General features: G+C 55.0%; 11 protein-coding genes (1 of these 11 running past the window's edge). 2 read left to right on the top strand and 9 right to left on the bottom strand.

Annotation, left to right across the window (positions count from 1 at the left end):
• From msrQ to AC4LF3_RS02470, 6 genes are all read right to left on the bottom strand, one after another.
• On the bottom strand, window positions 1–515 hold the 5' portion of the coding sequence (gene msrQ / locus AC4LF3_RS02495) for a protein-methionine-sulfoxide reductase heme-binding subunit MsrQ (RefSeq protein ID WP_491834711.1). It extends 94 nt beyond the left edge of the window; 515 of the gene's 609 nt are visible here — the first part of the coding sequence; it begins with the start codon at window positions 513–515; its stop codon lies beyond the left edge, outside the window.
• Entirely contained in the window at window positions 515–1,525 is a 1,011-nt protein-coding gene (msrP, locus tag AC4LF3_RS02490; protein WP_491834710.1) for a protein-methionine-sulfoxide reductase catalytic subunit MsrP, read from the bottom strand. The genes msrQ and msrP overlap by 1 nt, the downstream gene beginning before the upstream one ends.
• A gap of 63 nt (window positions 1,526–1,588) precedes the next feature.
• Window positions 1,589–2,455 (bottom strand): CDP-diacylglycerol--serine O-phosphatidyltransferase, encoded by an 867-nt coding sequence (gene pssA, locus AC4LF3_RS02485; RefSeq protein WP_019367407.1) that lies wholly within the window; start codon window positions 2,453–2,455, stop codon window positions 1,589–1,591.
• 168 nt (window positions 2,456–2,623) lie between these two features.
• Window positions 2,624–3,640 carry a ketol-acid reductoisomerase gene (gene ilvC / locus AC4LF3_RS02480; RefSeq protein WP_010796850.1) on the bottom strand — a complete coding sequence of 339 codons (1,017 nt, stop codon included), beginning with the start codon at window positions 3,638–3,640 and terminating at the stop codon, window positions 2,624–2,626.
• Window positions 3,641–3,679: 39 nt separating this feature from the next.
• Window positions 3,680–4,171, bottom strand: coding sequence for an acetolactate synthase small subunit (gene ilvN, locus AC4LF3_RS02475; protein WP_010796849.1), 492 nt, complete (start codon window positions 4,169–4,171; stop codon window positions 3,680–3,682).
• A gap of 2 nt (window positions 4,172–4,173) precedes the next feature.
• Entirely contained in the window at window positions 4,174–5,901 is a 1,728-nt protein-coding gene (locus AC4LF3_RS02470) for an acetolactate synthase 3 large subunit (RefSeq protein WP_010796848.1), read from the bottom strand.
• Window positions 5,902–6,288: 387 nt separating this feature from the next.
• On the opposite strand from AC4LF3_RS02470, the gene AC4LF3_RS02465 reads away from it, so the two are divergent.
• A complete protein-coding gene (locus AC4LF3_RS02465; RefSeq protein ID WP_491834709.1) occupies window positions 6,289–6,738 on the top strand; it encodes a DUF4124 domain-containing protein in 450 nt (149 codons plus the stop codon).
• A gap of 3 nt (window positions 6,739–6,741) precedes the next feature.
• Here the strand turns inward: AC4LF3_RS02465 and AC4LF3_RS02460 are convergent, their stop codons facing one another.
• The 3 genes from AC4LF3_RS02460 to mrcB are packed head-to-tail and all read right to left on the bottom strand — an operon-like array spanning window position 6,742 to window position 10,138.
• Window positions 6,742–7,068 (bottom strand): YqcC family protein, encoded by a 327-nt coding sequence (locus AC4LF3_RS02460; RefSeq protein WP_010796845.1) that lies wholly within the window; start codon window positions 7,066–7,068, stop codon window positions 6,742–6,744.
• Window positions 7,068–7,805 carry a tetratricopeptide repeat protein gene (locus tag AC4LF3_RS02455; protein WP_491834708.1) on the bottom strand — a complete coding sequence of 246 codons (738 nt, stop codon included), beginning with the start codon at window positions 7,803–7,805 and terminating at the stop codon, window positions 7,068–7,070. Before AC4LF3_RS02455 ends, AC4LF3_RS02460 begins: the two co-directional genes overlap by 1 nt.
• Window positions 7,806–7,816: 11 nt before the next feature.
• Window positions 7,817–10,138, bottom strand: coding sequence for a penicillin-binding protein 1B (mrcB, locus tag AC4LF3_RS02450; RefSeq protein WP_407362772.1), 2,322 nt, complete (start codon window positions 10,136–10,138; stop codon window positions 7,817–7,819).
• 117 nt (window positions 10,139–10,255) lie between these two features.
• Between mrcB and AC4LF3_RS02445 the strand changes: the two genes are divergently transcribed.
• The gene (locus AC4LF3_RS02445; protein WP_491834707.1) at window positions 10,256–11,797 is read left to right on the top strand and encodes a bifunctional aminoglycoside phosphotransferase/ATP-binding protein; all 1,542 of its coding nucleotides are present in this window, start codon (window positions 10,256–10,258) and stop codon (window positions 11,795–11,797) included.
• The last annotated feature ends 19 nt before the right edge of the window (window positions 11,798–11,816 follow it).

Here is an 11,816-nt window from a genome sequence, read left to right as displayed (position 1 = left end):
GAGGCGTATATCAGCCACTCGCGGATATCCGAGCGAGTTATCCAGAACATGTGCAGCAAGGCCATAACCAATGCTATATAAATGAGGCGATGCAGCCGCTTCCACTGCTTGCCTAATTTACGCATGCTGTAACGGTTCGAGGTCAGAGCTAGAGGAAGCAGCCCCAGCACGGCAATGAACCCTACAATCACATAGGGACGCTTCTGCAATTCAATACCCAAGCGGGAAAAATCCCAGCCTAATACAAAGGCCAGGTAAGAGCAGAAATGAAGCGCTGCATAGGTGAATGTCCACAGGCCTAACTGGCGGCGAACCAATGCCCATCCTTTCCATCTCGTCATTTTCTGCAAGGGCGTCAAGCTGAGCGTTATCAGTAAGAGTACTAGCGCCCCCAGGCCAAGCCTATCAATGATTACTTTACCAGGGTCAGGACCCAAGGCAGAACTCCATGCCTCGTACAGCCAAACACCAAGCACCGAAAACGCACTGATAAAAACGACCAATCGCCATACCATTAATACTGCGTCCTTAGGTCCATTCCGGCGTATAGGCCAGCAACCTCCTCTGCATAACCGTTAAACATCTGTGTTTCTTTAATATTAGGACTAAATAGACCGCTAGGAAGCCGTCGCTCTTTAGCCTGACTCCAACGGGGATGATCGACCTGCGGATTGACGTTGGCATAAAAGCCATACTCATTTGGCGCCATGCTTTGCCAGGTTGTCTGCGGTTGATCACTCACCAAGCTGATGCGAACAATCGACTTGATACTTTTGAATCCATACTTCCACGGCACAACTAATCTAATGGGTGCGCCGTTCTGATTAGGCAGTACTCGCCCATACATGCCTACCGCCAATATAGCCAATGGATGCATGGCTTCATCCATACGCAGACCTTCTCGATAAGGCCAATCCAGTAGAGAGAAACTGGAACGCTGCCCTGGCATATGCTGGGGATCATTCAATGTTTCAAAACGAACGTACTTGGCATTAGCTGTTGGCTGGAACTGTTTAATGACATCTGCCAGTGGAATACCCAGCCACGGGATAACCATGGACCAGGCTTCGACACAACGCAGGCGGTATATCCTTTCTTCCAACTGCTGAGGCCGGATAATGTCCTCCAGCGAGTAGGTACCTGACTTACCAACCTCTCCGTCTACCTTGACTGTCCAAGGCTCGATCACCATCTGCCCTGCATTGGCATAGGGATCCCCTTTATCAGGGCCGAACTCATAAAAGTTATTGTATTGCGTGGCGTCTTTGAAAGGCGTTATAGACTCACCTTTTACATCTACCGCTTTCCAATGAATAGCAGACTGCTTCTCGGCAAACCAATTAGGCGCTTTGCCTGGTTCCACATCTGAATAAACAGATCCGTCAGCAAGCGCCCAGCCGGGCAGCATCGTAGCAGTAACAGCAGCACTGGCTGCACCCATGAATTGACGGCGAGACAAATAGATATTTTCTGGAGTGATTTCAGATGGCTTGCAGGCAGAACGCGGAGGGACGTTGATCAGCATGGCAATCTCCACAGCGACTACTGTCGATACGTAGTCTCACTGTGGAGATAATCAGGGAATTAATCAATGCGTGCGGTCGCGATGACGACGGAAGCGCATTAATGCCTTGACGGGACCTGACACAGCATAAGCAAGGAAACCCAGCAGCAGGACACGTGGCGGATCAGTAAAGATAATGGCGAAGATCAGGACAGCGATGAGGATGCCCACGAACGGAACACGCCCTTTCATATCCAGGGTCTTGAAGCTCCAGTACTTGAAATTACTAACCATGAGCATTCCTGCAGCAGCAACCATGAACGCAACCAGGAATGAGAGTTTGGAGCCCTGAATACCAAAGTCGCTAAAGCACCACACTGTTCCAGCAACTAGCGCAGCGGCGGACGGACTGGCTAATCCAATGAAATAACGCTTATCGACGGAGCCGATTTGAGTGTTGAAACGCGCCAGTCGAAGTGCTGCACCTGCCACATAGATAAAGGCCACAGCCCAACCTACATTGCCTAGACTGATCAGAGCCCATTCAAATGCAAGAATGGCCGGCGCCACACCAAAGGCCACCATGTCGGACAGCGAATCGTACTGTTCCCCAAAAGCACTCTGGGTATTGGTCAAGCGCGCAACACGACCATCCAGTCCATCAAGGATCATGGCGATAAAAATGGCTGCCGCTGCTGCAGCAAACCCTACAGCAGCCTCTTCCGACTGCCCTTGGATAAACGCAGTCTGTGCCGCAATGGACTTGATGATTGAATAAAGTCCTGCAAAAAGCGCGGCTGTCGTGAAGAGGTTCGGAAGTAAATAGACGCCTCGACGGCGAATCTTTCGTCCCTGGGCATCGTGTGTTTCTTCGAAATGCTCATCGACGGGAATAATGCTTTCAGTGCTTGAAGAAGCTGTTTCGTTAGCTTCGTCGGGACGCTCGCTCATGAAAATTCCTTGCATAGGACTTGAAGTCTTGGATGATCCCCTCCTCTCAGGGTTCATCCTTAACACGTTACAGCTTTTATATCAGAAGACGAGCTGAAACGAAAAAACGCGGCCGTGGCCGCGTTTTTCCGAAACTGAGATCAACAGGACCTTTAATGGCCCTAATGATTAGTTTTTGCTCTTGTCGACGATCTTGTTAGCAGCAATCCAAGGCATCATGGCGCGCAGTTTTTCACCGATCTGCTCGATACCGTGCGCCGCATTATTACGACGATATGCCGTCATGGATGGGTAGTTGCTTGCGCCTTCGCTGATAAACATCTTGGCATATTCGCCATCCTGAATACGCTTGAGCGCATTGCGCATAGCTTGGCGAGATTCGGCGTTGATAATTTCAGGACCTGTCACGTACTCGCCATACTCCGCATTGTTGGAGATGGAGTAGTTCATGTTGGCGATACCGCCTTCATACATGAGGTCCACGATCAGCTTCAGCTCATGCAGGCACTCGAAGTAGGCCATCTCAGGAGCGTAGCCCGCTTCAACCAGTGTTTCGAAACCTGCTTTAACCAACTCAACGGTACCACCGCACAGGACAGCCTGCTCACCGAACAGGTCGGTCTCGGTCTCGTCCTTGAATGTGGTTTCGATGATACCGGTACGGCCGCCGCCCACGCCGCAAGCGTAGGACAGCGCTACGTTCTTGGCATTGCCGGAAGCATCTTGGTAAACGGCGATCAAGTCAGGAATACCGCCGCCCTTGACGAACTCGGAGCGAACAGTATGACCCGGGGCCTTGGGTGCAATCATAATTACGTCCAGATCCGCACGCGGCACAACCTGGTTGTAATGGATTGCAAAGCCGTGAGCAAACGCCAGGGTAGCGCCCTGCTTCAGGTTAGGTTCGATTTCATTCTTGTACAGCTGAGCCTGAAATTCGTCAGGCGTCAGAATCATGATGACATCGGAAGAGCTAACGGCTTCTGGAACGCTTTTGACAGCCAGTCCAGCCGCTTCGGCCTTCTTGGCAGAGGCAGAGCCCGGGCGCAGCGCGACGACAACGTCTACACCTGAGTCTTTCAGGTTGTTTGCATGAGCGTGGCCCTGAGAGCCATAGCCGATAATGGCGACTTTCTTGCCCTGAATGATGGAAAGATCACAATCTTTATCGTAATAAACGCGCATGAAATTCTCCTTAGAATTAGCCGCGTGGCTTTATCAAATTTAAATGCTCAGAGCCTTGTCGCCACGGGAAATCCCTGTGACACCACTGCGTACGACTTCCAGAATAGACGTCGTACCGATCGCCTGGATAAAGCTGTCGAGTTTTTCACTCGTACCAGCCAGCTGAATCGTATAGACGCTACTCGTTACATCCACTATCTGTCCACGGAAGATATCCGTGGTGCGCTTGACTTCATCGCGTTGAGCTCCGGTCGCCTTGACCTTGATCAGCAGAAGCTCACGCTCAATGTGGGAGCCCTCGGACAGATTCACCAGCTTTACAACCTCGATCAGCTTATTGAGGTTCTTGGTAATCTGCTCGATGGTTTCATCGTGCCCCACGGTTGTCAGCGTCAGACGCGAGAGCGTTGGGTCTTCTGTCGGGGCGACGGTCAGGCTTTCGATGTTGTAGTTGCGCTGCGAGAACAGGCCGACCACACGGGACAATGCGCCTGGCTCGTTTTCTAGCAGAAGGGAAATGATGTGCCGCATGATTAAGTCCGCTCCGTCTTGCTCAGCCACATTTCGCGCATCGACCCATCCTTAATCTGCATCGGATAGACGTGCTCGCTGGTATCGACCTGAATATCCAGGAAGACCAGACGGTCCTTCATGGCAAAGGCCTCTTCCATCATGGGCTTGAGATCAGCCAGACGCGTGATGCGCATACCGGCATGCCCGTATGCCTCAGCCACCTTGACGAAGTCAGGGAGCGATTCCATATAGGAATGCGAGTAACGGCTGTTGTACTGCATGTCTTGCCACTGGCGAACCATGCCCAGGGCCTGGTTGTTCAGCGTAATGATCTTGACGGGAAGGTCATACTGCAGACAGGTGGACAGCTCCTGAATATTCATCTGGATACTGCCCTCGCCTGTTACACAAGCGACGTCGACGTCAGGGAAGTTCAGCTTGACGCCCATGGCCGCTGGCAGGCCGAACCCCATGGTGCCCAGGCCACCGGAGTTGATCCAGCGGTTTGGCTTGTCATACAGATAGTACTGTGCAGCGAACATCTGATGCTGACCTACGTCAGAAGTGATGAACGCATCTCCATGGGTTACTTCGTAAAGCGTCTCGATCACCGTCTGCGGCTTGATGATACTTCCATCCCCCTTGTCATAGGGAAACAGGCCGCCCTGCGAGCTGCGCCATTCCTCAATCTGCTTCCACCAATTGGCCTGAGCTTCTGCCGCGGGTTTCTCGCCAATTTCCTTGAGGATGGCAACCATTTCCGTCAGAACGCTATCGACAGGTCCAACAATCGGAACATCCGCCTTGATCATTTTGGAGATGGAGGCAGGATCGATATCGACGTGAATGATCTTGGCATTGGGGCAGAACCGTTTGGCGCCGTTGATGACGCGATCATCAAAGCGGGCACCTACTGCCAGGATGACATCGCTATGGTGCATTGCCAGGTTGGCTGTGTAACTGCCGTGCATACCTAGCATACCCAGGAACTGACGATCACTGCCTGGAAAACCGCCCAGCCCCATCAACGTGTTGGTAACTGGCAGGTTGAGCATCTTGGCAAGCTCGGTCAGCTGGGCTGCACCGTTCCCCATGATGACGCCGCCGCCCGAATACAGGATGGGCCGCTTGGCCGCCAACAGCATTTCAGCGGCCTTGCGAATCTGTCCTGAATGGCCACGAACAGCCGGATTATAGGAACGCAGCTTGACCTTTTTGGGGTATACGTATTCGAACTTCTCCGTGGGGCTGGTCATATCCTTCGGGATATCAACCACAACCGGCCCGGGACGACCCGACTCCGCCAGATAGAAGGCCTTTTTCATGACCTCTGGAATTTCGGAGGGGTGCTTGATCATGAAGCTGTGTTTAACGATAGGCCGGGAAATCCCCACCATGTCGACTTCCTGGAACGCATCGGAGCCGATCATGTTGCTGCCAACCTGCCCAGACAGGATTACCATCGGAATGGAATCCATATACGCCGTAGCGATACCTGTAATGGCGTTAGTGGCACCGGGACCTGACGTTACCAGAACGACGCCTGCCTTTCCGGTCGCACGCGCATAGCCGTCTGCCATATGCGTGGCTGACTGCTCATGGCGAACAAGAATATGGGTTACTTCTTTTTCTTTAAAGAGGGCATCGTAGATGTGCAGCAGGGCACCACCAGGATACCCATAGATGTATTTAACGCCTTCGTCACGCAAAAAACGGACGACCATTTCAGCGCCGGATAAGAGCTCCACGTTTCACCTCTCAACGCAATACGAGCGCCCACGAGTGGGCTTTCGGGGTTCGATCGACTGCAAGGCAGAGCATGGGCGACGGTGATCGCCGACGGGACAGCTGCCAAGAAAGCCGTGTTGGAAGAGCTCTAGAGTTACCGAGTTCCTCCACCCAGCGCGAGGTAACGCGTTACGGGTATGACTGCGGCGGCGCGGGTAGGCACCTCATGGTCTGCCGAGAAGCTAGCTTTGGGCCGGCTTTCTACAGCGAACTTTGGATTCTTCGCATTCAGCCGGTGCAAGTCAAGCCGTCTATGCACTTAATTTATGCACAGATCGAAGTCTCATTTTTTAAAGGCAAGTTTCGCTATAGTAGAGCGCTCTAACCCTTACGCTAAAGGATTCAACATGTGGCGTACGTTTTTAGCCATTAGCAGTGCCTTTGTCTTGATGGGCTCCGTTCACGCCGCTCAGGTCTACAAATGGGTCGATGCCCAAGGCGTCACCCACTTCAGCGCGCAACCGCCTGCTGACCGCAATGCAGATGAAATGAAGGTAAAACCGGCACCCAGTCTTTCAGGCCAGGCCAACACACCGGGAGCCGGGAATGGTACGGGCGACGCCGTGAACAATGCAGAACAGCGCTCTATCGAGCAGAAGGTTCAGCAAGACGTCAGAGAACAAGAAAAGAAGCGTGAGGAGTACTGCAAGGCTGCGCGAACCAACCTGGCACAGCTGCGCAGTAATCCTCGGGTCATGGTCGAAGAAGGTCGGGGTCAAATGAGACGGCTCACCGAGGAAGAACGCCAGCAGCGTATCAGCGAAGCCGAATTCTCGATCAATCAGAACTGCAATTAAGCCTTAGCGATGTTCGATCAGACGATCGAACTCGCCCAGCGCCTCCAAAAGCGTTGCCACGTTGCGCATGTCGTTTTGATAGACCACTTCCGCCATAGGACGGATGCCTGAGCGTCCAGGTAACCCGCTGTCCGACTCAATGATGACCTTCATCCGTGGTAGAAAAATCCACTGAAGCCATTGCGCAAAGCTCAACGTGTCTACACAGAACGGCTCTTGGCTGGCCAGGTCCTGATCGCTGGGCGGCACGCTTTCCCACCACCCCAGCACACGCAACTCTCGCTCGATCAGAAGCAATTGCTCCGCCAGATCAGACAGGCGAGCATCCATCAGGCACCCACCTTGGCACGCTGACGTGCTGTAGCCGCACCCGCGGCATCGCCTTGGCGTTCGCGCGATTGAGCGATCAATTCCCACAGACTGGCTTGCAGGGCAGGACGGCCATTGGCGTACGTCAGTCCACGTCGAGCCAGCTGCTCAGCCTGCGCGGCATCGCCTTGGGCCAGGCGGACTTCAGCCAGCCGATATAGCACTTGCGGCTCGCGAGGCGCTATGCGCATGGCACGCTCCAGGCTTGAGGACGCTCCGTTAAGGTCACCGCCGCCCTGCTGTTGCTGTGCTGTTGTCAGCAAGGCCAATACGGGCCCATCGAGCTGCTCATCGGCCGACAGCGCACTGCTACGACTGGAAGGAATTCCCGTAGGCGCGCTGGGTGCCGGCTGGGGCGCTGAGTAGCTGTCATACCCCTGAGCAGCTGGCGCACCGGTAGAGGGTCCCACAGTTATAGGCCCCGTCGAAATAGGCGCTGTAGCCGGAGCTGCCGCAAAGGTCTGGATGGGCGCCGGGTTATCACCGGGCACCATCACCGTTACACCGCCATCCTGCTGTGGCGCCTGGGCAGCCATAGGCAGCGGTGAATTAGTCGGCATGCGACCGCCACTACGCGCCAGCTCCTGATTGGAAACAGGCGTGCTTGAGTCCACAACCGGAATAGCACCTTGCTGTGGCGTGGCACAACCTGCCAGAGCTACCGTAGCGGCCAGTGCCGCCCATACCGCTTTAGTCACGTTCTACCCTCTTAATTCAACCAACCGCGGACCCAGTCCATGACAGAGTCGGAAGGGTTCTGTCCACCACATGCCGGCCCAGGGGGCGGCTCACTTCCCTGAATATAGGGCATTTGGACCGCGCCGGGGCAATTTGGATCGGTCCCCTGCCCTGTGGCCGGATTAACCCATGCCTGAACAACATTATCGGGCAGCGGAAGGTCCAGCGAGGTTGGCTTGGCACGTTTCATGAACCCGGTCCATACCTGCAGGGCTCCTGTCGCGCCGGTCAGCGGCGTCTTGCCATTGTCATCACGACCCAGCCAGACCACGGCAAGCAAGTCCTGACTGAAGCCCGAGAACCAACTGTCTCGTGAATCGTTGGTCGTACCGGTCTTGCCCGCCAGATTCAAGGATGAAGGCAGCTGGTTATAGACCGAGCGAGCAGTACCCTCGCGCACGACACGCTGCATCGCGTATTGGGTCAGGTAAATAGCCCCCGGATCGAAACGCTGCTGGATCTGGAACGGATAACGCTTGAGCGGCTCACCGTCAGATGCCAGAACGCTACGAATGCTACGCAGCGGTGTATTGAACCCGCCATTGGCCAGCGTCTGATACATGGTGGCGACCTCCATAGGAGTCAACGCACCAGCACCCAGAAGCGTTGAAGGATAAGGCGGCAACGAGCGACTCACCCCCAGACGCTCGATGGTCTTGAGCACCTCAGGCACGCCCAGATCCAGGCCCAGCCGGGCAGTAGACAGGTTGTAGGAGTGAGCTAGTCCCTGATACAAGAAAATCGTTCCGTGGGAATCACGTTCGTAATTCTGCGGACGCCAAACCTGACCATCACCTGTCTTAACGGAGAACGGCTCGTCCTTGATGAACGTGGTCAGGGTGTACTGACTCGGCCTTTCCAGTGCTGTCAGGTATACCGCAGGCTTGATGATGGAGCCGACCTGCCGAACTGCATCCAGTGCCCGGTTATAGCCGGCAAAGCGAGGATCACGCCCGCCCAGCAATGCCTGAACTTCACCGGTTTCAGGGTTGGTGACCACCATGGCCGCCTCAATGCCTTCCACACCCTTGCGGCCGTCGAGGCGCTTCAAGGCCTCGGCCATGGAGGTTTCGGCCTTGAGCTGAAGAATTGGATCGAAGCTGGTGAAAATACGCAACCCTTCACCAGTCAAATCCTCTTCCCGGTAGTCTTGTTGGAGCTGACGCTTAACTAGATCGATGAAGGCGGGATAGGAGCTGTTTGTCAGCGAGCCTGCCTTGCTGATCCCCAAGGGCCGCTGCTTGGCCGCTTCCGCATCTTCCTTTGTAACCGCACCCTGTTCGGCCATCAGGTCGATGACCAGATTACGACGAGCCAGGGCACGCTCCGGATAACGCCGCGGATTGTAGTAGGAAGGTCCTTTTACCATTCCTACCAGCAGAGCGACCTGGTGCAGTTTGAGCTCGGACAACGGTTGGCTAAAGAAATACTGACTGGCCAAACCGAAACCATGAATGGCGCGGGTGCCATCCTGCCCCAGGAAAACCTCATTGAGGTAGGCCTGAAGGATTTCGTTCTTGTCGTAATGCAGCTCCAGCAATACCGCCATCAGGGCTTCGGTAAGCTTACGCGTCAGACTGCGCTCACTGGTGAGGTAGAAGTTCTTGACCAACTGTTGGGTCAGTGTGCTGCCACCCTGACGCAACTGCCCTGTAGTAACGTTGATCCAGGCGGCTCGCCCAATCGACTTCAGCGAAACGCCATGGTGATCCCAGAACTCACGGTCCTCGACCGCAACCAGTCCATTGATAAGGGCAGCCGGAACCTGATCCAGCTTAACGAGGATACGGTCTTCGTTGTGGGCAGGGTATATGCCGCCGATCAACAGAGGCTCAAGACGCGCCACGGCCAGATCCGAGCCGTCCTTGCTACTCAGACCCGAGACAAAATCGCCAGAGAAGTTCACCTTGATCGAGCGAGGAGGTTCCTCACCCTCGTAAAACTGAAAGCCTCGGGTATCCAGCTCGACGCTGGAGCCTGCTACCGAGACGTCACCCGGCCCCTGAATGGCTTTTTCACGGCGATAGCCTAGTGCATCAAGCTCGGTCAGGAAGTCATCCTTGCTGAGCTTAAGCCCTGTAAACAGCTCAAGCGGCCGTGCATATACCTTGGCAGGAACCATCCAGCGCTTACCGGAAAATTTCTCCTGCACGATAGCGTCGAGATAAATGGAAAATCCCGCAAGGACGACCAAGCCCACCAGGCCTAATTTAAGAGCCCAGCCGGACAGGGAGCGCCAGTTGAAGAATTGGCGGGACGGTTTTTTTGAGCGAGAGGATCGGGTGCGTTTCATGGCGGCGCATTATACGCACTTTGCTTCTAGCGGGCAGACGCCAGCCAGCGGTTTGCAGGGTCACTCACAGCGGCCATAATGGCGATCACTTTTTCATGGCTACGCTAAGGACCGCTTGTGAGTCAGACCCTGATCGCTGCGCTGCAGAACCCGGCCCTCTATCCGCACCCGGTTACCGCGTTCAATGTTATCGAGACGCATATTTCCTGGGTTGTTCTGACAGGGGAGTATGCCTACAAGATCAAGAAACCGGTGAACTTCGGCTTTCTTGACTTTACCGACCTGAAAGCCAGAGAGCATTTCTGTAGCGAGGAACTACGCCTCAACCAACGCCTGACGAAAGGGCTGTATCTGGATGTCGTTCCCATTATAGGCCGTCCGGAGTCACCCCAGATAGGTGGCGAAGGTCCGGTTATTGAATATGCCATCAAGATGCGCGAGTTTCCTCAGAGTCAGCTCTTGAGCGAGATTGAAAAGCGCGGCGAACTCACCGAGCAGCATATTGATGCACTGGCCGAGCAGATTGCGCGCTTCCATTTGAGCGCACCGGTTGTCGATGCTTCAAACGAACTGGGGTCGCCCGATGCGGTGATGGCACCTGTGCGTCAGAACTTCGAGCAGATCCGCCCTATGCTTGAGCATGCACAAGACCTTGCCCAACTGGATCACCTGGAGGCCTGGGCAGAGGAACATTTTGCCCGGCTGCATCCCCTATTCGAGCGGCGCAAGGCGGAAGGCTTCATTCGTGAATGCCATGGCGACATCTACCTTGCCAATGTGACCCAACTGGACGGACAGGTCGTACTCTTTGACTGCATCGAGTTCAACGAGCCTTTCCGTATGACGGATGTGATTGCCGATACCGCCTTCCTGGCGATGGACCTGGAAGACCGCAAGCACAAGACGCTGGCCCGCCGCTTCATCAATGCCTATTTCGAGATGACCGGCGATTATGACGGGCTGCATGTTCTGCCGTTCTATAAGGCTTACCGGGCCATGGTTCGGGCCAAGGTCAACCTCTTCCAGTACGGCCAGGCCTCCGATCCGGCTCAAAAGGCTGAAATCCTGGCACGCTACCGCAATTATGCGTCTCTGGCAGAAAGTTACTGCGCCATTCCGTACTGCCTGCTGGCCATTACCCATGGCGTATCCGCTGTAGGCAAAAGCAGCGCAGCGCTCAAACTGGTGGAGGCACTGGGCGCGATTCGTATTCGCTCGGATGTCGAGCGCAAGCGGTTGATTCAGGACGCCACGCCTGAGGTGCTGTATAGCGCTGAGTCCGGGAAGGCAACCTATGATCGCCTGCATCACTTGGCGGCGGGTATCCTTCAGGCTGGCTACCCAGTGGTACTGGATGCAACCTATCTGAAACAGGCCCAGCGCGAAGCAGCTGCTCAGGTGGCAGAAACGGCAGCCGTCCCCTTCCTGATCATCGACTGCCACGCCCCGGATACCATGATCGCCCGGTGGCTGGCCGAGCGCCAGGCTGAAGGCCGTGATCCCTCCGATGCGACCCTGGCGGTTATCCAGGTTCAGCAGCAAGGCCGTGAAGCACTGACTGAGCAGGAATTGATCCGAACACGGCATGTTGACATGACCGATCCGGCTAACCTGGATGCGCTCGTCAAGGCCATGCAGGACAAGCTACCGGTCAACTGACTGCAGGCTCCACACATCG

Source organism: Pseudomonas sp. C2.3V, from assembly GCF_058536325.1.
The sequence above is the reverse complement of the archived record's forward strand: the minus strand, read 5'-3'. Positions and strand labels throughout refer to the sequence as shown.

Excerpts from the sequence above, each read along its gene's own strand:
- msrP (WP_491834710.1), bottom strand. The coding sequence starts at position 1,525 with ATGCTGATCAACGTCCCTCCGCGTTCTGCCTGCAAGCCATCTGAAATC.
- pssA (WP_019367407.1), bottom strand. The coding sequence starts at position 2,455 with ATGAGCGAGCGTCCCGACGAAGCTAACGAAACAGCTTCTTCAAGCACT.
- ilvC (WP_010796850.1), bottom strand. The coding sequence starts at position 3,640 with ATGCGCGTTTATTACGATAAAGATTGTGATCTTTCCATCATTCAGGGC.
- ilvN (WP_010796849.1), bottom strand. The coding sequence starts at position 4,171 with ATGCGGCACATCATTTCCCTTCTGCTAGAAAACGAGCCAGGCGCATTG.
- AC4LF3_RS02465 (WP_491834709.1), top strand. The coding sequence starts at position 6,289 with ATGTGGCGTACGTTTTTAGCCATTAGCAGTGCCTTTGTCTTGATGGGC.
- AC4LF3_RS02460 (WP_010796845.1), bottom strand. The coding sequence starts at position 7,068 with ATGGATGCTCGCCTGTCTGATCTGGCGGAGCAATTGCTTCTGATCGAG.
- mrcB (WP_407362772.1), bottom strand. The coding sequence starts at position 10,138 with ATGAAACGCACCCGATCCTCTCGCTCAAAAAAACCGTCCCGCCAATTC.